The organism is Ornithinibacillus proteolyticus, assembly GCF_039581225.1.
GTDB classification, from domain to species: domain Bacteria; phylum Bacillota; class Bacilli; order Bacillales; family Amphibacillaceae; genus Ornithinibacillus; species Ornithinibacillus massiliensis.
In genome coordinates, this window is the sequence record NZ_JBCPXV010000022.1 from 15,143 (window position 1) to 38,422 (window position 23,280).

A 23,280-nucleotide genomic window follows, 5' to 3' on the forward strand; every position below is an offset into this window, starting at 1 on the left:
GTGAGGCTACATTTAATTTAACAGATTTTTTAATAAATTGAAACATACTAGCGACAAGTTTCAACAAAATACAATATTAGTCACTTTTTATTCCTCATTTGGAAGACTTTCAGAAATATTTCCATCTGAGAATGATTTTTCTTGATTTGTTTCCACGTGGCTTTCCTCTGCAGGTAACAAGAAATTAGGATTTAATAATGTAAAAGTCTCTAACTCTGGACTTTTCTTTCTCTTTTTCACTGTCATGTCCTCCTTTTTCTACTAGTATGGATAATTTCTATACGCCTCACACGGTACAATTCCATTTTAAACCGTTTTAAAAGCTGCATTCTAACATGCATATAAGACTTTCCCTACCGTACAAAATTTTATAAATTCATCGACTCATCTTATATAAACTTGACCAATATAGTATAATTAATACATAAACCTTAAAATTTGATGCTTTAGAGAGAGAAAAGAAAGCGGGATACTTATGGAAAATTGGCTTGATTTCATTAATCAATATGGCTACATAGCCATATTCATTCTATTAACCTTAGGAATTATTGGGCTACCTGTACCAGATGAGGTGTTACTAACCTATCTTGGATACGTCATCTCATTAGGGAATATGGACTATGCATTAACATATATAGCAGCGCTCTCCGGAGCAGTGTGCGGTATTACCATCAGTTATTTTCTTGGTATTAAATTGGGAGAACCCTTCCTAAGAAAATTTGGCTCGAAATTCTTTATCAATGAAAAGATGATTAATCGAACGAATAGATTATTTAATCGGTTCGGATCATTTGTCCTAGTAATCTGCTATTTCGTTCCGGGAGTAAGACATGTAGCAGCATATATCGGTGGAATCTCCAACTTTCCATTTAGACGTTTCGCTTTGTTTGCTTATAGTGGAGCCGTTATTTGGGTAACTACATTTATCGTATTAGGTAACCAACTAGGGAGTAATTGGAATGTTGTATTTGTTTTCATTCATAAACACATGTGGAACCTACTTCCAATTACTGTTATTCTAATTCTTCTAGGCATTGGTATTTTTTATTATAATCGCAGAAAAAATTCATATATGGTTAATAAAAGGTAAAGGAATCTATTATGTTAAAAAAAACGCTCTTAAAATCGCTTGTAGAACTAACAGGTAATCCTATAAGTTCTACCGTACTAAAATCATTTACAAAATCGCCATTAAGCAGACCATTAATCGGTCCATTTTCTAAAATTTATGGAATAGACACGCAAGAAATGAAATACCCTATTTCACATTATAAAAACTTGCATTCATTTTTTACTCGTAGTTTAAAGGAGAATGTACGACCAATAGACCCATCCCCAAACACATTAATCTCACCTGTAGATGCGGTAATAAGTGATTTCGGTAGAGTAAGCTCGGATTACACTTTTTCTATCAAGAATCGACCATACAGTGCGAGTGAAATTTTTGGAGATGTAAAAAAGGCCGATAGATATAAAGATGGCTATTTTTACGTACTATATCTATCCCCTAGTCACTACCATCGTATTCATTACCCAGTGGATGGAACATTAGTTTCACGGTACGCCTTAGGGGAAAAATCATTCCCTGTCAATAACTTAGGAATGAAATATGGAAATAATCCACTCTCTACTAACTATCGAATAATATCCGAGCTTTCAACTAGATTTGGTAGAGTAGCTGTAGTAAAAGTTGGTGCATTAAATATTAATAGTATTCAACTCTATCATTCTTCTGAAACCTGTTTAAAAGGAGAAGAATTAGGTTATTTTTCCTTCGGTTCCACCGTTGTATTATTTATAGAGAAAAACGACTCCTTTCACTCTAAGATTCACACGGATTCTGAAGTGAAGGTAGGAGAATCGATTGGTGAATGGATTCTCTGACTTAGGAAGTTGACAGGAAATTAAATCATTATGGAGGTTACTATGTTTCTTATCAAAAGAATTGAAAATTTAAAATTACGATCACAAACGGCAAATTGCCTTACATTACTTAATATTAGTTATGGAATAATAGCTACGATACTGGTGTTTAGAGGATTTACTCATTTGAGTCAGTTTTTTATTATATTAGCAGCGTTCTTTGACCGTTTTGACGGTATTGTTGCGAGGAAACTTAATATTGAATCGGAATTCGGGAAACAATTAGATTCCCTCAGTGATCTTGTCTCCTTTGGCATTGCGCCTGCTGTCTTAATATACTACATGGTCTTCCAGGAGAGATTACCAGAATTAGGCATGCTAATTGTAACCCTTTATATCCTAACTGGTGCAATTCGCCTTGCACGCTTTAATGTAAAAGAATTTGACGGGGCATTTTACGGTGTTCCTACTACGGTTGCTGGAATTATAATGGTGTTAGGTTCCTTTTTCGCAGGCGTTTTACCAACCAATTTCTTTGTATTATTAACCTTGATTTTAAGCATATTAATGGTTAGTAATGTACGTATTCCAAAGATGTAAGAACAGATGTTTATTAAAATGGTTTTTACGATAGAAAATATAAACCCGGACTCATTCAAATTCTACCCCTAGAATTTGAATGAGTCCGGGTTTTTTACTTAATTTATATAGTTATTACTCAAGGTCTAGCTAATCTACTCCTCCTAATGAAACAATCCGGATTTCTTAGATTTTTCCTTTAGTTTATTCGAATGTTTATTAATCGTTTCTTTAAGAAAACCACCTAAAACAATAGCGATACAGCCAAATAATAACAGGAATAAGATATCATGGAAGGCACGTCTCCAAACAATTCCCCCCACCGCTTCACGCATTAAATCAATAGCATACGTAAATGGTAAAAACGGGTTAATTGCCTGGAAAAATTCAGGTAAAAGTACTACTGGGTATGTTCCACCTGATCCTGCAATTTGTAAAACAAGTAATACAATAGCCAGAGCCTTTCCAACATCTCCAAATACAGAGACTAGCGTATAAACAATCGTGATAAATACTGCACTACACAACAGCCCAAACAGAATAAACCAAATCGGCTCACTTACGGTTACTTTGAGTAATAAATTATCTCCCAACGTCACAATAATCGTCTGTAAAAATCCAATACTCATAAATGTAAGCAATCTACCGAAATAAATTTGTCTTCCAGTAAACGCTTCTCTATGATGATGAATATCTGTCGACAACAGTGAAATTAGTAACAAGCCACCTACCCATATGGATAATACGGTATAAAATGGTGTCATACCCGTTCCGTAATTTGGAATCGGAAATAATTTATTTTCATTTAATACAACAGGCTCTGCAAAGAAACCTCGTTCTGCTTCTGGGTCATTTTGCAGTAGTTGTATTATGTCATCCATATCGGTATCAGCTTGAAGGTCACGAATTCGTTCAGCGATTTCCTTCACTTTATCATTGACATAAGGAAACTCATTACTTACATAATGTAACATATCCTGACCTTCCGACAAATTAGCATCTGTTCTAGACAACATTTGTTCCACTTCAGGAATGGTTGTTTGAATCTCTACCAGAATCTCTCTAGCCTCTGTAAGTGTCTGCTTAGCTCGGGATACTTCTTCCTGTACGGTAGGCTCGATTGTTTCTTTATAATAGCTCACGAATTCATCAATCTGCTCATTAACAGTTTCCGTACGATTCTTGAGCGTATCGACAATACGATCGATTTCTTCCTGCTTACTAGTTAAGAATGATTGTGATTCCTGCATTTGCTCCTGAAGTTGAACTAAATTTTGTTCCATATTTTCTAGTTCAATCAATGCTCGCTCTATTATTTCTTGATTGCTTCCACCGTCTGGTTGCTCATCTTCTTGTTGGTCACCATTATCATCACCCTGCTGTTGAAGCTCGCGTAGTGCTTCTTCTACGGCTTGAACCGATTGAATCATATCATCAATTTGTCCAATCGCCCTATCACTATCCAAAGGATTTCCTTCGTTTAGATCAAGATTAGTCGAATCAAATGTACGAACAAACTCATTCGTATCCGTAATCATTTGCTGAATATGTTCTAATTCCTCATCTATTTTTGGTGCTACCTCATTTAATCGATCTTCTGCTTCTTGAAGAAATTCCGTTGTTTGATCAATTGTTTCCAAGCCACTAGTTGTTGACTCTTCTACTTTCGGTATAAGCCCCTGGGCTTTATCGATTAATTGTTTAGCGGCGTCCGAATCATCTATTGTTTCAGATAGTATTCTGTGAATGTCAGGTAAGTTCTCTTCTAGCGTAAAAATGTAATCCTCAAATCGTTCAATATCCGGTAAATTTTCTTCCAGTTCAATTCCGAGATCATTAAACTTTTCAAAAATAATCCCATTAACTGTAGAAATAAAATTACTGCTAATTTCTTGTACGATTACACTGGCACCTTTTTCGGTTATTTTTGGTGCAATGGCATTAATTTTTTCATTAACATAGTATTCGACATTAGCCTTTTTCGGTTCAGGCTCAATCACGGTACCAAGGCTTTCAGAAAAGTCCTCTGGGATTACAATTACTGCAAAATAATCCCCATACTCTAACTTCTCCATAGCCTTATCTTTATCAACAAAATGCCAATCTAGGGACTTGTTTTCTTTTAAAGATTCTACTAAGTCATCCCCAATATGGATTGTTTCATCTCGTACAGTAGCACCTTCATCCAAATTCACTACACCAACCGGAATTTGATCCGTATGACCATATGGGTCAAAGGAAGCACTAATATTAAACCATGCATATAGAGAAGGTAATAATATTAAACCACCAATCAAAATCGCTGCCACCCAATTTGTTCCTATATTTTTTATATCATTCCAAAAAATGTTCCAAGTAGACTTCATATGTTCATCGTCCTATTCTAAAGAAGTAATATAAGAATTATAGCAACTTCATAACAGAAATACTAAGAATTACGTAAAAAACCAGCCCGCAAGGTGAGCCGGTCTCTGAATTAATACAGTAAATTAATGAGATCTTCCTTTGTAATTCTACCAAGATAATGCTCAACATCAACATTTTCAAGCGCTTCTTCTATCGCCTGCTTTTCATGACGAACACCAATTAGCTTATCCTCAAGATCTTTAATTTCACCTAAACCGAAGAAATCTCCATAAATCTTACAATTTTCAATAACTCCTTTTTTCACATCAAAACGTACATCTAGTAGACCTGAAGGGAATTTATGAGATGCTTGTACATTGAATGCCGGCGATTTCCCATAGTTCCATTCCCATTTCTGATAACGCTCTTCAGAGATCTGATGGATATTCTCCCAATCCTCCTCGGTCAATTCATAACGAGGAACATCGTTTACATCTTCCACTTGGAATACGTGTTTTAAAATACGCTCCTTAAATTCTTCCATTGTAATTTTCTCATCAAGGAATTCAGAGATGTTTGCAACACGACTGCGAATGGACTTAATTCCTTTTGATTCGATTTTTTCTTTTTTAACTTTAAGTGCTTTTACTACATTTTCTATTTCAGAATCAAGCATCAATGTACCATGGCTAAACATACGACCTCTGGTAGAGAACATCGCATTTCCGGAAATTTTACGTCCCTCAACGACTACATCGTTTCTACCTTGTAGTTCAGCTGGAACACCAAGTTCATTCAACACTTCAATAACCGGTTTTAAAAACTTCGCAAAGTTATGGAAGCTTTCCCCATCATCCTTGGTGATGAAACTGAAGTTCAAGTTCTGTTCGTCATGGTAAACTGCTCCTCCACCAGAAAGGCGACGAACTACTTTAATATTATTTTCTTCCACATAATCGGTATTAATCTCTTCAATCGTGTTCTGATTTCTTCCGATAATGATAGAAGGCTTGTTAATGTAAAATAATAAATATGTATCCTTCTCCCCAAAATTTTGCAATATATATTCTTCAATAGCTAAGTTAATCATTGGATCGGTTATACCGTGATTGTCGATAAACTTCATCGTAGACCCCTCCTAAATAGTTAGTTCATTTCCAAATATTAGTTTATCGAAAAAAGATTTTCAAGGCAATAAAAAGTGATTACTTCCCCCATGCAAGCCCTTCTTCCGCTAGATGAATACTTCCAGCAAATACCTTACTAGCCTGCTCCACTAATTCTTGTCTGTTTCCATATTGAGGCAGATGACTCAATATTAATTCTTTTACATTAGCTTCCCTCGCGATAGTTGCACCCTCTTTACTTGTCATATGACCAGCCTGTGACCCGTCCTGATCCTCATAAAAATTACAATCCGTAATAAGCACATCTGCATCCCTACTAAATGAAATCCATTTCTCCTGGAAGCTAGTATCCGCAGTATAGACTAAAACCTTTTCTCCGTCGGTAATTCTCATGCCATAACATGGTACAGGATGCTTTGTCTTTAAGAAATCAATCTGGAATGGACCTACTGTTAATGTTTCAGTTGGATTATACGCAATGCCTTCCGTAAACTCATGGGTTAGTTTTTCAAAGCCTTCTTTATCTTCTATGTGTGCATATATTGGCAAAATATCCTTGTTTCCCACTACATAAGACTGTACTAACCAAGCATATTGTAACACCCCTATATCCGCTACATGATCATGGTGATAATGAGAAAGTATAACCGCATCAATATCTAGCACATGTTTAAATTGTTGTAATCTGGATAAGGCTCCACTTCCTACATCAATTAATAAAGAAAAGCCATCTTTTTCTAATAAATAAGAAGAAGTTGCACTACCAGGAGCAGGGAACCCACCCCAATAACCAATTACCGTTAACTTCATGTTTGATCACCTCATAATTATATTTTGTTGTAACACAGTATTGACCTTGTGAATACTGTTATAATACAATATAGTTAATAAAGGAAAAGGAGGAACCCTCATTGATCAGTGTGCTTGAGTTTTTCCGAAACCTACCAAAGAAAAAGTGTCAGAAATGTGGTCTAGAAATAACCGAACAGGCAGATTGTTACATCTCCATTTGTGAGGATTGCGATCACCCAGCACGATAAATTATCTACTTTCCTCTCAATTGTAATCTTAAAAAAGATAGGAAACAACTTTTGCACAGCTATTAATAGATAGCTGTATTTTTTTACTTATTTAGACAGATGGTAATGACTTTATACCAGTTGAATTTCTCTCAATCCTCGGGAGGAGAAGATGATTTCTCATTGATTACCTCTTCTATTCCTTTAATTAACTTAAATTCTTGTCCCACGTAATTAATTGAACACTTCTATTCATTAATTTAAGCTAGATGCTTCCTTCTCTCATTCTATTTAACTATCCGAAATTTTCACCTTTGGAGCATGCCTTATCGCCTTAAGTTTTCCCCTCAACTAAAATTAGGAGCATAATTTCCTAATAAATTTTTAAAAAATTACAACTAAATCATATCCTTCTAGTAATTTTTGTATTATAATATTTAGACTACCGAAATATTTTTCAAGGAAGGGGATTGTATTATGACAACAACTCAAGCTAAAAGACTACTACGCGCTGAAGTACCTGAGGAGCAAAAATGGAACTTAACCGACTTATTCCCAACATTTGAGGATTGGGAAAAAGAACTACTAGCTGTACAAGCTGATATCACGGAAGTTACCAAGTATAAGGGTAAGCTAGGAAATGATGCAAAAACATTATTAAACTGTCTTACAACACTAGAAAAATACCGTGAGCGTTTGGTTCGCGTATTTACATATGCTAGCCTGAAGTCCAGTGCTGATGGGAGTGATCCAGCTAACCAACGTGATTCTGCAAGAGTTTCTTCGGCTGGAGCCTCTATCGGAGCAAAATTATCCTTCGTACAATCTGAACTTCTAGCTTTACCAGAAGGACAAATCGAACAATTTTTGAATGAAGAACAAGCACTTCAGCTTTATAAGAAGATGCTGGATGATATTTTAAAAGACAAACCACATACATTAGCACCTGAAATTGAAGAAACATTAGCTGCACTAGGTGAAGTACATGATGCTCCTTATATGATCTACTCTCGTAGTAAAGCAAGTGACATGGTATTTGACTCTATCCAAGACGAAGATGGTAATGAATTACCAATGTCTGCAGCATTATATGAAGACCGCTATGAATTAGAAGCAAGCACTAAGCTGCGTCGTGATGCATATGACTCTTTCACTAAAACATTAAATCAATATAAAAATACCTTTGCAGCAACCTATGCTACAGAAATAACGAAACAAGTAACCATGTCTCGACTACGCAATTATGAATCTGTAACAGACATGCTACTTTCACCGCAACAAGTAACAAAAGAAATGTATGAAAATCAGCTAAATGTCATCCAAGAAGAGCTAGCGCCACATATGCGCCGCTATGCTAAATTGAAAAAAGAAAAACTAGGCCTTGATGAAATGAGATACAGTGATTTAAAAGCACCACTTGATCCGGAATTCAATCCAAAAACAACGTATGAAGAAGCAAAATCAGTTATTTTAGAGGCTTTAAAAGTGATGGGACCTGAATATACAGAAATAATGGAAAAAGGTCTTAACGATCGTTGGGTAGACTTAGCTGATAATGTTGGCAAGGCAACAGGGGCGTTCTGTTCAAGTCCATATGGTGTTCACCCTTATATCCTGATTACTTGGACTGACACGATGCGAGGAGCATTCGTATTAGCACACGAACTAGGACATGCAGGACATTTCTACCTTGCAGGTAAATACCAATCCTTATTTAATACTAGACCCTCTACTTACTTTGTAGAAGCACCATCTACGATTAATGAATTACTATTAGCTAATCATTTAATGAGCTCTACAGATGATAAACGTATGAAGCGATGGGTTATTACACAATTATTAGGTACGTACTACCATAACTTTGTAACACACTTATTAGAAGGAGAATACCAACGTCGTGTATATGCATTAGCAGAGGCAGGCACTCCGCTAACTGCAAGTGTACTAACACAACAAAAACACGAAGCACTTGAAAACTTCTGGGGTGATGCTGTTACATTGGATGAAGGGGCTGGACTTACTTGGATGCGTCAACCTCATTATTACATGGGGCTATATCCATATACGTATTCTGCGGGATTAACCGTATCTACTGCAGTAGCAAAACGAATTCAAGAAGAAGGGAAACCTGCAGTGGATAGTTGGTTAGAAGTGCTTAAAGCCGGAGGAACATTAAAACCACTAGATTTAATCAAGAAAGCTGGTGTCGATATGTCTAAGCCAGATGCCATCCGTGAAGCAGTTGCCTTTGTTGGTTCCTTAGTAGATGAACTTGAAAAGAGTTATGAATAATAGTAAAAAATAGCCTACTAGAAACGTAGGCTATTTTTTTGTACAAAAGGGACTTGCTAAAATAACAAGTGCCCCTTTCCATTTTATTTAGTTTGCAGAAAATCGATTACTTGATGAACTGCCTTTTCCGCTTGGTCAATACAATCCGGAATACCAACGCCTTCAAAGGAACTACCCGCAAAATATACTCCTGGAAGTTGTTCACTTGCCTCTTGACGGGCCTTTTCAATTCTCTCTATATGACCAACAGTATATTGTGGCATGATATTTTTCCATCTAGAAATCACACTAAATTCTGGTTCAGCTGTAATATTCATCGTTTTATTTAAATCGTTTAAAACGAGTTGAACTAATTCCTCGTCCGGTAAATCTACAACTTCTTGATCATGTGGTCGACCAACATAACAACGAATCAATGCTTTTCCTTCCGGTGTACAGGATGGCCACTTCTTATGTGTCCATGTACACGCGGTAATACGGAAATCACTATTTCTTGAAACGACAAATCCTGTACCATCGATATCCTGCTTAATTGCTGACTGATCAAAGGCCATTGCTACGTTAGCTACCGAGCTAGCTGGAACATCATCAAATGGCTTGAGGAAATTAAATTGGCTAAACATCTTCGGTAATGTTTGATGTGGCGTTGTCGTAATAACACTAACAGCCTTGATTACATCCCCACTGTCCAGCAATACGTGATAGCCTGTATCCTTTTTCTCAATGTGATCCACAATCGAATCAAGTAAAATGGTGTTTTCATCTAGTTTTTCTACTAATTTATCTACTATCGTTTGCAGCCCATCTTTAAAGGAGAAAAACGCACCCGGTGTTTTGCCAGTTGTTTTTGGTGGATTTGGTACCGTTTGTTTTAATCCTTTTATTAAACTACCATACTTTTGCTCCAATTGATAAAAGTTAGGAAAGGTAGCCATTAAGCTCATTTCATCAATATCACCTGAATAAATGCCTGATAGTAAAGGTTCAATTTCATTATCAACTAACTCATTTCCAAAACGGCGTCTGAGCAAAGAACCTAGTGATTGATCTGGCTGTTCTGGCCCTTTAGCCTTTACCAAATCAAGCAAAGCACGTATCTTTCCAGTAGGCGATACAAGACCTGAACGTAAAAATGGTCCGATTTGCTTCGGTACTCCCATAAAAGCGCCCTTTGGCATTTTATGTAGCTTCCCTTGCACGAGAATATAGGACTGCCCTGTTCCGTTTCGGATCATCTCGTCTTTTAATCCAAGCTCTTCTACTAACTTAACACCAGGCTTCTTTCTAGCAATCATAGAATCTGCACCACGTTCAATGATGAAGCCATCACGCTTTAACGTGTTTATTTTTCCACCCACACGACTACTTGCTTCTACCAATCGAACCTGATATGGTAAATCCTTCTCTCTTATCGCTTTTTGTAAATAATAGGCAGCGGATAACCCTGTTATCCCACCGCCTATTATCACGATTGTTTGCTTATTCATTACGCATCACGCTTTACTCGTTCTTGTACAACACCTGCTAACGTCTCAATAAATAAAGGATGTGTATTAGGCATAGCTGGGCGGAAATAGCTTGCTCCTAATTCATCACATACTACTTTACATTCATAGTCATTATCGTAAAGAACTTCTAAGTGATCAGCGATAAATCCAACTGGTGCATATACAAATGCACGATAGCCTTTCTCTTTATATAGTGCTCTTGTTAAATCCTGAACATCTGGTCCCAGCCAAGGATCTGGTGTATTCCCTTCACTTTGCCATCCAAGTTCGTAATTTTTGATTCCTGCTTTTTCAGAAATTAATCTCGCTGTTTCCGCTAATTGTTCTGGGTATGGATCACCGTTTTGTAGAATTTTCTCTGGAAGGCTATGTGCAGAAACAATAAGTACTGCTTTTTCACGTTCGTCATCAGACATTTTTGCATATTCTCCATTAATCTGTTCTGCCCAATATTGAATAAATCCAGGAGCATCATACCAGCTTTCAACTGCTTTAATGGAAATACCATGTTTTTCCGCTTCTTCACTAGCACGTGTATTATATGACTTAACACTAAAAGTAGAGTAATGTGGTGCTAATACAATGGATACTGCTTCTTTAATACCATCCTTAGCCATTTCAGCAACAGCATCTTCAATAAATGGTGTAATATGTTTTAAACCGATGTAAGCTTTGAATTCATACTCGTCTTGGCTTTCATTTAGTTTAGCTTCTAATGCTTTTGTCTGTTCCTCTGTAATTCTAGCTAATGGAGAAGTCCCTCCGATAGCTTTGTAACGATCTTTTAAGTCTTGTAACGCTTCTTCAGAAGGCTTTCTACCATGACGAATATGCGTGTAGTATGGTTCAATATCCTCCTCTTTATATGGAGTTCCATACGCCATTACTAAAAGTCCTATTTTCTTTCTTTCCATTTTCCTACACCTCTTCATGAAAGTTTTGGTTCAAATGTTATCGCTTTGAATACGAATGAATTAAATCAGATAATCTCCTTAATGTTTCTGGATTTATATCAGGTGTTACACCATGTCCTAGGTTAAACACGTGATGGCCATCTTCCATAGATTGGTCTAGAATCTCTTTTGTTCTAGCTTCAATAGTATCCCAATCCGCAAGTAGAATTGCCGGATCTAAGTTACCTTGCAATACCTTTGTTACCCCTAATTCTCTTGCTTCTTTAATCGAAGTTCTCCAGTCTAACCCAATGACATCAAGTGGTAAATCGTTCCACTCCAATAGTAAATGACTTGCACCAACACCGAACATAATAAGTGGTACTTCTTCGTTTTGCAATTCTGCAAAAATTCGCGTCATAACTGGTTTAATATAGATTCGGTAATCGCGAGCATTTAAAGCTCCCACCCAAGAATCAAAAATTTGAATAGCTTTAGCACCAGCATTAATTTGCGCTTTTACATACGTAATTGTCATGTCAGCTAATTTATCCATTAAAGCAAACCAAGCATCAGGATTTGCGTACATAAATGCTTTTGTTTTACCGTAATTTTTAGAAGGTCCCCCTTCAATTAAATAACTAGCCAAAGTGAATGGTGCACCACTAAATCCAATTAATGGTACGGTTAACTGTTCTTCAGTTAACAATCGTATCGTTTCCAATACATATGGAACATCTGCTTCAGGATTGATTATTCCCAGTTTTTCTACATCTTCAATCGTTTTAATCGGGTTCCCAATAACCGGGCCAATACCAGATTTAATTTCGACATCAACACCTAATGCCGGTAATGGGGACATGATATCTTTATACAGTATTGCAGCATCGACATTATATTGTTCAACAGGAAGTCTTGTCACATAGGCACACACTTCTGGTCGATGTGTTATCTCGAATAGAGAATACTTTTCTTTAAGCTTTCTATATTCAGGTTGTGATCTACCTGCTTGTCTCATAAACCATGCAGGTGTGTAATCTGTTTCTTCGCCTTTATACGCGCGAATAATCGTATCATTTAGCTTCATTTTCTCACCCTTTTGGATCTATCCAGTCCTTATTAAGTAGTAATAAAATAATAATTAACTATCCATTAGTTTCCTTCTCTACTATACCTATTTCGACATAATAAGTATAGAAAGAAGGGGCTATTGTCATCAATTTGTCTAATTTTAACATGATTCAAATGCCCCATTTTCAAGGGAAACAACGTACAGCGAATTATTACCTGGGAAATATATGTCGAATATAGTCGTTAGTAATCTATATCGTCCGGAACAGACTAATATTTTGAGCAGATTCGGTTATAATTCCATTCATTATACGGTAAAATAGATCATAACGAACAATCCTCACGTTCCAACAATCACTATTATATAGATATTTCTTCTAAACTTAAAGTAATAAGAATTACTTTTTAATAATTATTATAGATAATTTGAAAAGGAGTTTTTCCTATGAAAGCCTACTTAACCAATGGAACGATTGATTTTCTAATTAAACTCGCTAAAAAATACCCAGCAGTTCATTTTCACTTTATGAATGGCCCATCGAATGATGTTGCCTATTATGAGGGAACAGACCAAAAAATCTTTCAAGCAGGAAGAGAGTATGACGTAATTGTTCAATCTGGCGATATAGCGGAAACTGGTTATGTTGTGATGAATAATATTCCTGTAATAGATGAGGGCAGACCATTATTTGAAGATAATTTTAAGAAAAGGCAAAAAGAGGTAGACAGCCAACCAGGATTTCAGGCCTTTCGTTTACTAAAGCCTATCTCAAGTAATACATATATAGTGTTTACACAATGGGATTCAGCAGAAAGCTATGAACGATGGAAAAACTCAGAAGGCTTTCAAAAAGCACACGCAGAAACAAAGCCTCCCGCATACTTTGCCGACCGACCGTTTGTAACTACTTATAGTATGATAGAAAGAGATTAGAAAAGCTCCCATTCATTTCTCTTTAGCAATTATGCTAGTTACACTTATGCTGGCAGGAAACACTATTTTATCTACCAAAAACACCCGAACTAGTTCTATTAAGAATTAGTTCGGGTGTTTTTGATTACATAACGATAAGTCCGCTGCTTTACTTCAGCACATACTCCTCAAAAAATGCAGCATACACTTCCTTCTCTTGCTGCCCTTCCAGACGGGCTACTTCTTTTCCATCCTCATAATGAACAAGGGTCGGAGTTGACTGAATTCCATACTTGTTCCCTTCAGTAGAGAATTCTAATAGATTTAATTTGACCATATCCACACCCATTTCTTCCGCTAAAGGAACTAAATATGGTGTTGTTGCCTTACAGTAGACGCAGATTGGGCTGTAGTAATAAACGGTAACAGATTCACCATTTTCTACTTTTTCATTAAGTGCTTCTGGTACAATCTGATTTTGGTAGTTTGGATCATTTAATTGATCAATGGTTGCTTGTTCAAGATTTGTCTTGCCGTACGGATTATTTCCTTCAAGCGCTTTATTATTCTTATAATCTATTACGAAATACAGCGCAAAAAACAACACAACAATTGCTGCTATAATAATGATCATTTTCTTTTGCATGGATTATTTCCCCCTGGATTTTTTTAATAAAGTTACGTGTGTCACGAATATTAAAATAAATGCTGTACCTGCCATAAATGGAATGGTAATAAACCCTAAGTAGTTTACATATTCAAAATTACATGGAACTATTCCACAAGCCCCACCAGCTTCTAATGTAGGTAATTTCTGTATGAGATAATGATATGTAGATACACACATACCTATTCCACTTAAGATAAGACCTGGTAAAGCAATGGATAGGTCTTTTTTAAATAATGCTGTACCGTAAATGATGACAAGTGGATACATGAGGATTCGTTGGTACCAACAAAGCTTACATGGTTCATAGCCAAGTATTTCTGAAAAAAACAAGCTACCTAATGTCGCAATAACAGATATTCCCCAAATACCAAGAAGGATATTTTCCTTTTTCTTCGTCAGTTTCATGTAAGGTTTCTCCTTAACCGTTTTAATTTCCTTAGTATTATACTAGGAATTCGTACAAAAAACAAAAAAGAGGGCTTATCCCTCTTTTGATAAAAGATTGTTTTTATGAACATACACCGCTGCCTGTGTACGGTCATGTACATCCAACTTAGCTAATATATTACTAACATGGGTCTTGACCGTCTTGATGCCGATATACAAATGATCACTTATTTCTTGGTTTGTCATGCCATTGCCTATACAAAGCAATACTTCCATTTCTCTCTCGGTTAACTCATCATGCGGTTTTCGAGAAGTACCTCTAAAGCTCGTCATCATCTTACTAGCTACCTTTGGTTCAATGACATTTTCCCCTTTTGCCGCTTTCTTAATAGCAGCTACTATTTCATCTGCTGAAGATGTTTTTAAAATATAGCTAAACGCCCCTGCCTCTAACGCTGGAAAAACTTGTTGGTCATCATAGTAGCTTGTCAGAATAATGATCTTACAACTTGGATAGTCCTTCATTACTAGCTTTGTTGCATCAATTCCAGTGCCATTATCCATCATTAAATCCATTAATACGACATCTGGTTTTTCTTTAAGAATAAGCTTTGCTCCTTCATTACCACTACTCGCTTGACCGATTACGTCAATTTCTGGGTCCGTTTGTAGGTAAGCAATTATTCCCTTTCGAACAATTTCATGGTCATCTACCACCATAACACGAATCATTTGTCATCCCCCTGACTCTTTCTAATTTCAATTCTACTATTATTAACATGGTATGCGGATATCGATATAGGTTCCTTCATCGATATTCGAACGAATAGTAAAATTTCCACCTAACTCTTCACATCTTTCCTTCATTGTCTTAAGTCCATAGGAAGTCTTTTTGGCATTATCATTCGATAAGTCGAATCCTATTCCATTGTCAGCAATATGTAAGAAGAGCTCCCTACCCCGTTTAATAACCTCTATTTTCACCTCTGTTGCATTTGCATGGCGAAGAATATTAGAAAGCGATTCTTGTATAATTCGGAATACATGCTCTTCCGTAGCCTCAGATAGGGTTAAAGAATCATCTATTGTTAAATGAAAATCAATTTGTGATTTCTGCTTTAATTCCTCTACTAACTTGCTCACTCCACGCGGTAACGGATCGCCAGATAGATGCACTGGTCGTAGATGAAGTAATAATGCTCGCATCTCCGACTGTGCCTGGTGAGCCGCATTGGCAACCTCTGTCATCTGTTCCTTCGCGACATTAGGATTTAAATCAAGCTGTTTAATAGCAGCCTCCGACATCATCGTTAAAGCAAAAAGCTGTTGGCTAACAGCATCATGAAGATCCCTTGCAATTCGCTGTCTTTCTTCAATAACAGCCGACTTATGAGCAGATTTTGCTAATTCCGCCTTCTCATCTGCTAAACGCTGAAGGGATATTACTTGGTTTTGCAGCTTTTCTCCAAGTTCATTTAACTCATTCCCAATTCGATTGAGCTCGTCTCCCTCATTAAAATAGATCTTCGACTGATAGTTTCCATTTGCCAACTGTGTAATTAGCACTGATAAATAATCCATCCTTTGCTTCAGGTCTCCACTAGAACGAAATCCTACGTATACAGAAACAACGAAAGCAATTACGGAATATAGGCCAATAAAGAGAAAAATACTATTCGATGTAAGCCACTCTGGGCTAAACCAAACATAAATAGAAAGCAAAACAGCTAATATCGTAATTAGTGTCAAGAAGAACCCATTTAAATGTGAAATGATATAGCTAAAGCGAATACTTGAAAAGCGATTTTTCATCCTTCGCTCCCCCCCTTATACATAATCCACTCGTATGGAGCCAGCCTTTAATTTTAATGTTAAGTTAATCTTTCTCGTTGCAGAATCATAATTAGGTGTAACATAACTAAGGGAGCGATTAATACCATCCACTGATTGCCCAACGATGTCAATATCTCCCGCCTTAACAGAAGCATAGACTTGAAACTCAAGATTTTCAGGAACCAAAATATGAACATCACCAGCGAGAGAACTAATCGTAATCGGGATTTCCTTCTCTGGAATATAAGCTTTAGAAAAGTCATAATAGAAATCGCCAGCTAAAGTCTTGACCGTAGTTGGCTCAACCTTCCAGTTCGGTTGATTGAATTCATGATTGCCTACTGAAAAAAAAGAGTAATTATCATCTTTCTCAACCTTTGATCCACCATTGTAGATCGTCACTTTAGGCTTAGTTGACTTTCCTATAAATAGAAATCCAAAGTAAACAATTAATAATGGCCATAGTTTAAATACATCTTTAATAGCAAATTCGATGACATCAAATTTGTCCAATAGGAGCAAGGAGCCAAAGATGAAGAAGAAGGACCCCCATACCCAACTTCCTCCTTTATGTCTCATCCGATCAATCATCCATTTTAGACCGATTAGTACAATTAATGTTGGAAAAATGTACCCCCACATATTCTTAGTACTTAATTCAGTTATTCCAATATTTTCTAACACGAGTATAACGCCGCAAATGATTAATACTGCAGCAATTATATATCGAAAGAATCCTACTCTCATATCCTTCTCTCCCTTATACTAATTGATATTCTATTATTTTTTTGTTTCTTATGTTATAGACTGCTATAAGGGTTATAATAATTCCACACACCACGATAATCCATTGAATACTTACACCTAAAGCAATTAATGAGGATGTGATGATATATGAAACCGGGGTCAGGCCTGTTGATACGGTCATAAACATACTCATCATTCTACCTAGCATTTTCTTATCTGTTGATTGCTGTAACATAGTAATGATAGGAATATTAATAATCTGTGTTAATACCGCCATCAGTGCAACTAAACCTGCCATCATCCAAACATTCGCAGAAAGTCCAACTGTACTAATTACAATTCCTAAACTAATCAAGCTACTTATTACAACTTTACCAGGTTTCTTAAGCTTCCAGCTCGCTAGAAGGATTGCGCCAGCTAATGCCCCAATCCCCATTGAGGTCTGAATCGTTGCTAGACTCACTGCACTACCTGCAAACACATCCTTCACAATAACCGGCATGCCAATTGCAATCGGTCCGGAGAAGAATAAGTTTAAAAATAACGCCATGACAACAACGGAAATGACCAACTCATTTTTCCGCGCATAGTGAAAGCCTTCCTTTAAATCTGTTAACGGTGTATGCTTCTCCTCTTCTTGCTTTTCCAGTTTCACCCGAATAAAGATTACAGCAATGGACGCGACTAACAGCATCCCAAAGGCTACTGAAAATACTCCTGCAAATCCTAAAAGGGCAATCAGCGTACCACCTAATGCTGGACCAAGAATAGGACTGATCTGCGAAGTCATTTGGATAAAGGAATTCCCACGTTGCAATTGATCATCCTTTAATAAAGTTGGGATTAACGAATTCATAGCTGGATAACTAAATGCATCTGAAATGCCAAACAATCCAGACAAAACTAGTAAATGCCAAATAGCTACCAAATCCGTTAAAATTAATATAACTAATATGCCAATCAGTACCGCTCGTGAAAAATCAGACCAAAAAAGGATAGTCCGTTTATTCACCCTATCAGCAATTAATCCACCAACAACTAATAAAATTAATCTGGGGATAGCTGCTACAAAAAACAATAGACCAAAATAAAAACGATTATCGGTTATGTTCAACATCAACCACTCAGCACCAATTAAATAAACAAAGTACCCTGGTGATGAAAATAATGCACTTATTAATAGAAGTACAAAATTACGATTCTTAAAAATTGGAATCTTTAATTCCTCTTGCTTAGCCACCGTATCCATAGCTATTGCTCCCTTCTCCACTTTCGTTACCTTTATCTTAGTCATTTTTCGAAGAAGGGAAAACCATCTCTAGAACGCTTTTGTCTCAGTCTTGAGACCGAGTCCTGATCCGTTGTATGAATTCATACAGATATATCAGTCCTAACAAGCATAAATATCCAAATACAAAGCCTGCTACAATATCCGTCAAATAGTGCACATTAATGATGTAACGGCTAATTCCGATTGAGAATACTAATAAAGCAAAGAAAATCTGCACAAATAATATAACAGTTGATGACTTAATTTTTTTAGCAAGGAAATAAGCTAGTAACCCGTAACAAACAATTGGGATCATAGCATGTCCAGATGGAAAGCTCTCCCCAATTGCATTCGCCTCCTCCATAATCGTTGGCCGCTCTCTAGCTACAAGATATTTCATTAGCTTATTTAGTAGATGATTAGCATAGATACCTAATCCAAATAATACACCAGGTAACCAATCCCGATATAAAATAATTAGTAGCGCAGCTATAATAATGGTCAAAGGATACATAAACGATTCTGATCCTAAGTTAGTTATATCTCGAAAGAACGTATATATAAATGTATCTGGAAAGGTGTCAACGAGAGCTCTTGTCCATTGATCAACAAACGGTAACTCTCCACGAACAATCCTCACAATCCAAACTCCTATAATGGCTAACATGACACCTAAAAAAGTAGCCTGTACAATATGTCGCTTCTTCAATTAATAGAACCTCCTGATTAATAAATTCCTATTGTTTTAATCATAGCCTATCTCCTAACAATTTCAAATTAATTTTTGCACTGTTTCAAAAGATGCTATAATAATAAAAACTAACAAGGGGGGAACGATTATGCTACAAGAGATTCATAAAGCAATTGAAAACTTATATCCAGAAATGGTAGAAATACGCCGTTATTTACATCAATATCCAGAACTATCTTTCCAGGAATACAAAACAGCTGCATACATAGCAAATTTCTATAAAGACCTCGATATCCCCTATATAAAAAATGTAGGTGGTAATGGGGTTGTCGCAACCTTAAAAGGGGGAAAACCCGGGAAAACTATTGCGTTTCGAGCAGACTTTGATGCACTTCCAATTCAAGATGTAAAAGAGGTTCCTTATAAATCAAAGGTCGATGGAGTCATGCATGCTTGTGGACATGACGGCCATACAGCCACACTCCTAGTTTTAGCTAAAGTGATGAAAACCTTTCAAAAAGATTTACCAGGTACCATCGTATTTCTACATCAACATGCAGAAGAATACGCACCCGGTGGGGCAAAACCTATGATTGAGGCTGGTGTATTAGAAAATGTCGATGCCATATTCGGTACCCACCTATGGGCTACTACTCCTTTAGGGGTTATCCAAACAGCGAAAGATGTCCTCATGGCTGGTGCTGACCGATTCGAAATTAAGATTCAAGGCCAAGGTGGACACGGCGCTTATCCACATGAAACAAAAGACGCGATTGTTATCGGATCTCAAGTCGTATCTCAACTACAACAAATTATTAGTAGAAGAATTGACCCACTAGAAACTGCCGTCATCACCGTAGGTAAGTTTGAAGCTGGTGATGCATTTAATGTTATCGCGGATACTGCTACATTAATTGGAACGGTACGGTATTTAAATACCGATATTCAGGAGCAAGTGATACAAGAAATGGAGAAAGTTGTAAAAGGGATTTGTACTTCTTATGAATGCACCTATACATTCCATTACGAAAAAGGGTATCCACCAGTAATCAACCATAAGCAAGAAGCAGAACGAATCCTTGATGTTAGTAGTAAATTACTGGAAGTAGAACAGGCTGAAGAAATTATTCCGGTTATGGGTGGAGAGGACTTTGCTTATTATCTGGAAGAAAAGCCGGGTGCATTTTTCTTTACTGGAGCAGAAAAGGATGGAAATCACTATCCCCACCACCATCCACATTTTGACTTCAATGAAAAAGCTATGCCAATTGCAGCTAAAACTTTAATCAGTGCTTACTTTTCATACCAGGAAAAGTAATTATCCGCTCTAACTAATTATCCCTATTACGATTATCGTGATAGGGATATATTTGTTCCCTTAAGACAATACCAAAACAGTTCCCATCATCCGCGAAACCTTTTTTGGAAATAGTCGTATATACGGTATACAGACAAATTAGGGGGATAATTTATGGTACCAAATTATGAAAAACGGCATTTTTTTATGGCAATCGGTATTGGAGTCTTCATGGTTTCACCGTTGCTACTTCTCTTTCTTCCAGCCTTCATCGCAAACAGCATCTATTTTGACCCTGGAACGTGGATAGTTATTGTCCCAACTTTAAGCTATTACCTATATGGAGCAGGTGCCTTCTTAATAGGCATAGCATGTTTAATCATCTACTTCAGTAATGTCAAAAAATTATCTGTGATGATTGGTATTTTCTTATCCATAGTAGGCATTTTATTGTTCCTATTTGCAGCAAAACCGTTTACTTCTATAGCAGCTGATGGCATATCCATTCGCGAGGACTTATCGAATGAATTTTCCCATTACGATTGGTCTGATATAGAAACCGTTCTTTATTATGAAGTGCCACGCAGCGAAGGCTTTAACACGTATGAATTTCACTTTTATGATGGAAGAACATTACAATTGTCGAAAAACGGTTACATGGATCCTTATCATAGAGCACTGTTAGAGCAATTTCAGGAGCACCATATTACGTTCAAAAGGAAGTAATCAAGAAATTGAACTGTAATTAGAAAAAAAGCATTCTCAGGAGAGATCCTAAGAATGCTTTTCCTATACTAATTTTCGTTTTACAAATCCATTGGTAAAGGCAAAGGTAAACAGAAGTCCCCCTACCAATGTAATGAGAAATCCTAAATAAGCCTGGGCCAGCAAAAATACGATGGCATAAAGTACTGTTTGCACAATCGCAAGCTCTATAATCCACTTTAATAAAGCTTTTCTTCTCATTTCCACTTCCACAGGATACAGATCCAACCACATTATCGTTCGATGATGTTGGTATAAGGTCATCAGTTGGAAAATCGTCATATAAAGGAATAGAATCGCAAAGATAATCTTAATCCATATATTCGGTAGAAAGTAAATAAATACTCCACCAATAATAATTAACCGAATATACATCGACAAATAGTCTCCACCACGAATAAAGCTTATTCGATATAAGTAGTCATAGGTACTCTTCCGTTCAAAGGGAATGTTTCGTTCTATCATGGAAACTAACCATTGCCGCGATTTTATTTTATTTTTTAGATGTGGTACATCCGTGAACATATTAGCAAATCGATAGAAGGATTGCAGACGATGTATATCCTTTTCCAATAATAATTCCCAGTTAACACCCGCTTGTTTTCTAGACAGGCTAAAATTATATAAAAAGACAATCGTGAACAAAATCGTTGTAACACTCGCAAGAAGCAAATTTCCATTAATAAGGAAATAAAACACCGAAATATTCAGTAACAGTCTAGCTACTTGATCTATCACACGAATATTTTTCTCACGGATTTTTAATATCCACCAATTAGCTATTAAATTCCACAGTTTAAAAATTAGCACCACAACAATGATTACGAGATAATTTCCTCGATTCTCAAAACTTGTCGCGTACAATGGGCCAAATGCTGCCATCACGATAGCAACAATATAAAGCTGAATAAAAAAACTATAGATTAGTGCGTTTCTAAAATATGCCCCCATCTGATGCTCAGCTGGAATTAGGAATACTAAATCCGGCTCCTTGAGGAGTGTGCGAACTGGACTATAGGTAACAATAATCCCCAATACGCCCCCCATTATCCAAGCAGTGGGAAAATTGTCTGGTATAGTGGCTAACCACTGTTGATAATAATAAGCTATAGCTGCAATAAAGAATAACATCGCAAAGGCAATGTGCCCATTAAAGATATAACGTAAATACCGACTCATATCCTTTACATGCGCACTAAAACGCTTCATAAAAAAGTCATGTGAATTAAACATGGCTATCTTCCTTTGTTAACTGAACATATAAATCATCTAGTGTTGCCTTTGGCATTTGAAATTGCTCTCTTAACTCCTCTAACGTACCAAGCGCTCTTATTTGTCCCTCATGTAAAATAACAAATCGGTCACAATATCTCTCCGCAGTCGCTAGTATATGAGTTGACATTAATATGCCTGAACCGTTTTGTTTCATCTCCTCCATCAATTGTAAGTAAGACTGAATACCTAAAGGATCCAGACCGACAAATGGCTCGTCCACAATATATAGAGGCGGCTCAATTAAGAAGGCACACATAATCATCACCTTCTGGCGCATACCTTTTGAAAAATGGACTGGAAACCATTTTAATTTCTTTTCCATTCGAAATTCTTTAAGCAATACTTGTAATCTTTTCTCAAACACATCTTCCGGAATATTATATGCCATCGCAGTTAACCGTAAGTGTTCATACAATGTCAGCTCATCGTACAGAATTGGCATTTCCGGAATATATGCCATTTGATTTCGGTATTCGGAAGGGTTGTCCTTAAAGGTTTTCCCATTTATTGAAACGGAACCCTTCTTCGGCTGCATTAAGCCAATAATATGTTTAATAGTCGTACTTTTACCAGCACCATTTAAACCAATAAGCCCTACAATCTCTTTAGCGTTTACATCAAACGAAACACCGTGGAGAACATTTTTGTGGGTATATCCCCCAACTAAATTGTTAATATGTAATAAAGGTTCCACAATCATTCCCCCTACTTGATCACTTGTTAAAAATTTTATC

At 36.6% G+C, this 23,280-nt stretch carries 24 protein-coding genes; 8 read left to right on the forward strand and 16 right to left on the reverse strand.

Annotated elements, in window-relative coordinates:
• Window positions 1–87: 87 nt before the first annotated feature.
• Window positions 88–240: a hypothetical protein gene (locus tag AAIB49_RS11450; protein WP_339215938.1), complete on the reverse strand. Its 153-nt coding sequence runs from the start codon at window positions 238–240 to the stop codon at window positions 88–90.
• A gap of 235 nt (window positions 241–475) precedes the next feature.
• Between AAIB49_RS11450 and AAIB49_RS11455 the strand changes: the two genes are divergently transcribed.
• The 3 genes from AAIB49_RS11455 to pssA are packed head-to-tail and all read left to right on the forward strand — an operon-like array spanning window position 476 to window position 2,463.
• Window positions 476–1,090 (forward strand): DedA family protein, encoded by a 615-nt coding sequence (locus AAIB49_RS11455; RefSeq protein ID WP_339215939.1) that lies wholly within the window; start codon window positions 476–478, stop codon window positions 1,088–1,090.
• Between the two features lie 11 nt (window positions 1,091–1,101).
• On the forward strand, window positions 1,102–1,884 hold the full coding sequence (locus AAIB49_RS11460) for a phosphatidylserine decarboxylase (RefSeq protein WP_339215941.1): 783 nt from the start codon (window positions 1,102–1,104) through the stop codon (window positions 1,882–1,884).
• 42 nt (window positions 1,885–1,926) lie between these two features.
• Window positions 1,927–2,463 carry a CDP-diacylglycerol--serine O-phosphatidyltransferase gene (gene pssA, locus AAIB49_RS11465; protein WP_186869413.1) on the forward strand — a complete coding sequence of 179 codons (537 nt, stop codon included), beginning with the start codon at window positions 1,927–1,929 and terminating at the stop codon, window positions 2,461–2,463.
• Window positions 2,464–2,606: 143 nt separating this feature from the next.
• Here pssA and AAIB49_RS11470 read toward each other — a convergent pair whose 3' ends face one another.
• From AAIB49_RS11470 to AAIB49_RS11480, 3 genes are all read right to left on the reverse strand, one after another.
• On the reverse strand, window positions 2,607–4,808 hold the full coding sequence (locus AAIB49_RS11470; protein ID WP_343458112.1) for a YhgE/Pip family protein: 2,202 nt from the start codon (window positions 4,806–4,808) through the stop codon (window positions 2,607–2,609).
• A gap of 110 nt (window positions 4,809–4,918) precedes the next feature.
• A complete protein-coding gene (gene lplA, locus AAIB49_RS11475) occupies window positions 4,919–5,914 on the reverse strand; it encodes a lipoate--protein ligase (protein WP_343458113.1) in 996 nt (331 codons plus the stop codon).
• Window positions 5,915–5,993: 79 nt separating this feature from the next.
• Entirely contained in the window at window positions 5,994–6,725 is a 732-nt protein-coding gene (locus AAIB49_RS11480) for an MBL fold metallo-hydrolase (protein WP_343458114.1), read from the reverse strand.
• A 101-nt stretch (window positions 6,726–6,826) separates the two neighbouring features.
• On the opposite strand from AAIB49_RS11480, the gene yhfH reads away from it, so the two are divergent.
• Window positions 6,827–6,955: a protein YhfH gene (gene yhfH / locus AAIB49_RS11485; protein ID WP_186869347.1), complete on the forward strand. Its 129-nt coding sequence runs from the start codon at window positions 6,827–6,829 to the stop codon at window positions 6,953–6,955.
• Between the two features lie 456 nt (window positions 6,956–7,411).
• Complete coding sequence (gene pepF / locus AAIB49_RS11490) at window positions 7,412–9,226, forward strand: oligoendopeptidase F (protein ID WP_343458115.1); 1,815 nt, start codon at window positions 7,412–7,414, stop codon at window positions 9,224–9,226.
• A gap of 83 nt (window positions 9,227–9,309) precedes the next feature.
• On the opposite strand, the gene hemY is transcribed toward pepF, so the two are convergent.
• Genes hemY through hemE form a run of 3 tightly spaced genes read right to left on the reverse strand, consistent with a single transcriptional unit; the run spans window position 9,310 to window position 12,714 of the window.
• Window positions 9,310–10,713 (reverse strand): protoporphyrinogen oxidase, encoded by a 1,404-nt coding sequence (gene hemY, locus AAIB49_RS11495; RefSeq protein ID WP_186869345.1) that lies wholly within the window; start codon window positions 10,711–10,713, stop codon window positions 9,310–9,312.
• Window positions 10,713–11,648, reverse strand: a complete 936-nt coding sequence (hemH, locus tag AAIB49_RS11500; protein ID WP_186869344.1) for a ferrochelatase — start codon at window positions 11,646–11,648, stop codon at window positions 10,713–10,715. The genes hemY and hemH overlap by 1 nt, the downstream gene beginning before the upstream one ends.
• 37 nt (window positions 11,649–11,685) lie before the next feature.
• Entirely contained in the window at window positions 11,686–12,714 is a 1,029-nt protein-coding gene (hemE, locus tag AAIB49_RS11505) for a uroporphyrinogen decarboxylase (protein ID WP_186869343.1), read from the reverse strand.
• A 429-nt stretch (window positions 12,715–13,143) separates the two neighbouring features.
• Here hemE and AAIB49_RS11510 point away from each other — a divergent pair, with 429 nt between their 5' ends.
• Window positions 13,144–13,632 (forward strand): antibiotic biosynthesis monooxygenase family protein, encoded by a 489-nt coding sequence (locus AAIB49_RS11510; RefSeq protein WP_186869342.1) that lies wholly within the window; start codon window positions 13,144–13,146, stop codon window positions 13,630–13,632.
• A gap of 148 nt (window positions 13,633–13,780) precedes the next feature.
• Here AAIB49_RS11510 and AAIB49_RS11515 read toward each other — a convergent pair whose 3' ends face one another.
• The 7 genes from AAIB49_RS11515 to AAIB49_RS11545 form a co-directional block, all read right to left on the reverse strand.
• Window positions 13,781–14,257: a thioredoxin family protein gene (locus AAIB49_RS11515; RefSeq protein ID WP_186869341.1), complete on the reverse strand. Its 477-nt coding sequence runs from the start codon at window positions 14,255–14,257 to the stop codon at window positions 13,781–13,783.
• A 3-nt stretch (window positions 14,258–14,260) separates the two neighbouring features.
• A complete protein-coding gene (locus AAIB49_RS11520; protein ID WP_186869340.1) occupies window positions 14,261–14,686 on the reverse strand; it encodes a disulfide oxidoreductase in 426 nt (141 codons plus the stop codon).
• A gap of 75 nt (window positions 14,687–14,761) precedes the next feature.
• The gene (locus tag AAIB49_RS11525; protein ID WP_186869339.1) at window positions 14,762–15,400 is read right to left on the reverse strand and encodes a response regulator transcription factor; all 639 of its coding nucleotides are present in this window, start codon (window positions 15,398–15,400) and stop codon (window positions 14,762–14,764) included.
• Window positions 15,401–15,442: 42 nt separating this feature from the next.
• Window positions 15,443–16,480 (reverse strand): sensor histidine kinase, encoded by a 1,038-nt coding sequence (locus tag AAIB49_RS11530; RefSeq protein WP_186869338.1) that lies wholly within the window; start codon window positions 16,478–16,480, stop codon window positions 15,443–15,445.
• A 15-nt stretch (window positions 16,481–16,495) separates the two neighbouring features.
• Window positions 16,496–17,248: a cell wall-active antibiotics response protein LiaF gene (gene liaF, locus AAIB49_RS11535; protein WP_343458116.1), complete on the reverse strand. Its 753-nt coding sequence runs from the start codon at window positions 17,246–17,248 to the stop codon at window positions 16,496–16,498.
• 13 nt (window positions 17,249–17,261) lie between these two features.
• Window positions 17,262–18,497, reverse strand: coding sequence for an MFS transporter (locus AAIB49_RS11540; RefSeq protein WP_343458117.1), 1,236 nt, complete (start codon window positions 18,495–18,497; stop codon window positions 17,262–17,264).
• Window positions 18,498–18,582: 85 nt separating this feature from the next.
• Window positions 18,583–19,227 (reverse strand): phosphatase PAP2 family protein, encoded by a 645-nt coding sequence (locus tag AAIB49_RS11545; protein WP_343458118.1) that lies wholly within the window; start codon window positions 19,225–19,227, stop codon window positions 18,583–18,585.
• A 130-nt stretch (window positions 19,228–19,357) separates the two neighbouring features.
• Here AAIB49_RS11545 and AAIB49_RS11550 point away from each other — a divergent pair, with 130 nt between their 5' ends.
• Both AAIB49_RS11550 and AAIB49_RS11555 read left to right on the forward strand, forming a co-directional pair.
• Window positions 19,358–20,527 carry a M20 metallopeptidase family protein gene (locus AAIB49_RS11550; RefSeq protein WP_343458119.1) on the forward strand — a complete coding sequence of 390 codons (1,170 nt, stop codon included), beginning with the start codon at window positions 19,358–19,360 and terminating at the stop codon, window positions 20,525–20,527.
• A gap of 153 nt (window positions 20,528–20,680) precedes the next feature.
• The gene (locus AAIB49_RS11555; protein WP_343458120.1) at window positions 20,681–21,232 is read left to right on the forward strand and encodes a hypothetical protein; all 552 of its coding nucleotides are present in this window, start codon (window positions 20,681–20,683) and stop codon (window positions 21,230–21,232) included.
• A gap of 63 nt (window positions 21,233–21,295) precedes the next feature.
• Here the strand turns inward: AAIB49_RS11555 and AAIB49_RS11560 are convergent, their stop codons facing one another.
• Complete coding sequence (locus AAIB49_RS11560; protein WP_343458121.1) at window positions 21,296–22,504, reverse strand: ABC transporter permease; 1,209 nt, start codon at window positions 22,502–22,504, stop codon at window positions 21,296–21,298.
• Window positions 22,497–23,240, reverse strand: coding sequence for an ABC transporter ATP-binding protein (locus AAIB49_RS11565; RefSeq protein ID WP_343458122.1), 744 nt, complete (start codon window positions 23,238–23,240; stop codon window positions 22,497–22,499). The genes AAIB49_RS11560 and AAIB49_RS11565 overlap by 8 nt, the downstream gene beginning before the upstream one ends.
• Window positions 23,241–23,280 lie beyond the last annotated feature (40 nt).

What these genes read in the sequence shown, in the direction of transcription:
- AAIB49_RS11455 (WP_339215939.1), top strand. Translation starts at nt 476, where the DNA reads ATGGAAAATTGGCTTGATTTCATTAATCAATATGGCTACATAGCCATA.
- AAIB49_RS11460 (WP_339215941.1), top strand. Translation starts at nt 1,102, where the DNA reads ATGTTAAAAAAAACGCTCTTAAAATCGCTTGTAGAACTAACAGGTAAT.
- pssA (WP_186869413.1), top strand. Translation starts at nt 1,927, where the DNA reads ATGTTTCTTATCAAAAGAATTGAAAATTTAAAATTACGATCACAAACG.
- AAIB49_RS11470 (WP_343458112.1), bottom strand. Translation starts at nt 4,808, where the DNA reads ATGAAGTCTACTTGGAACATTTTTTGGAATGATATAAAAAATATAGGA.
- lplA (WP_343458113.1), bottom strand. Translation starts at nt 5,914, where the DNA reads ATGAAGTTTATCGACAATCACGGTATAACCGATCCAATGATTAACTTA.
- AAIB49_RS11480 (WP_343458114.1), bottom strand. Translation starts at nt 6,725, where the DNA reads ATGAAGTTAACGGTAATTGGTTATTGGGGTGGGTTCCCTGCTCCTGGT.
- pepF (WP_343458115.1), top strand. Translation starts at nt 7,412, where the DNA reads ATGACAACAACTCAAGCTAAAAGACTACTACGCGCTGAAGTACCTGAG.
- hemY (WP_186869345.1), bottom strand. Translation starts at nt 10,713, where the DNA reads ATGAATAAGCAAACAATCGTGATAATAGGCGGTGGGATAACAGGGTTA.
- hemH (WP_186869344.1), bottom strand. Translation starts at nt 11,648, where the DNA reads ATGGAAAGAAAGAAAATAGGACTTTTAGTAATGGCGTATGGAACTCCA.
- hemE (WP_186869343.1), bottom strand. Translation starts at nt 12,714, where the DNA reads ATGAAGCTAAATGATACGATTATTCGCGCGTATAAAGGCGAAGAAACA.
- AAIB49_RS11510 (WP_186869342.1), top strand. Translation starts at nt 13,144, where the DNA reads ATGAAAGCCTACTTAACCAATGGAACGATTGATTTTCTAATTAAACTC.
- AAIB49_RS11515 (WP_186869341.1), bottom strand. Translation starts at nt 14,257, where the DNA reads ATGCAAAAGAAAATGATCATTATTATAGCAGCAATTGTTGTGTTGTTT.
- AAIB49_RS11520 (WP_186869340.1), bottom strand. Translation starts at nt 14,686, where the DNA reads ATGAAACTGACGAAGAAAAAGGAAAATATCCTTCTTGGTATTTGGGGA.
- AAIB49_RS11525 (WP_186869339.1), bottom strand. Translation starts at nt 15,400, where the DNA reads ATGATTCGTGTTATGGTGGTAGATGACCATGAAATTGTTCGAAAGGGA.
- AAIB49_RS11530 (WP_186869338.1), bottom strand. Translation starts at nt 16,480, where the DNA reads ATGAAAAATCGCTTTTCAAGTATTCGCTTTAGCTATATCATTTCACAT.
- liaF (WP_343458116.1), bottom strand. Translation starts at nt 17,248, where the DNA reads ATGAGAGTAGGATTCTTTCGATATATAATTGCTGCAGTATTAATCATT.
- AAIB49_RS11540 (WP_343458117.1), bottom strand. Translation starts at nt 18,497, where the DNA reads ATGGATACGGTGGCTAAGCAAGAGGAATTAAAGATTCCAATTTTTAAG.
- AAIB49_RS11550 (WP_343458119.1), top strand. Translation starts at nt 19,358, where the DNA reads ATGCTACAAGAGATTCATAAAGCAATTGAAAACTTATATCCAGAAATG.
- AAIB49_RS11555 (WP_343458120.1), top strand. Translation starts at nt 20,681, where the DNA reads ATGGTACCAAATTATGAAAAACGGCATTTTTTTATGGCAATCGGTATT.
- AAIB49_RS11560 (WP_343458121.1), bottom strand. Translation starts at nt 22,504, where the DNA reads ATGTTTAATTCACATGACTTTTTTATGAAGCGTTTTAGTGCGCATGTA.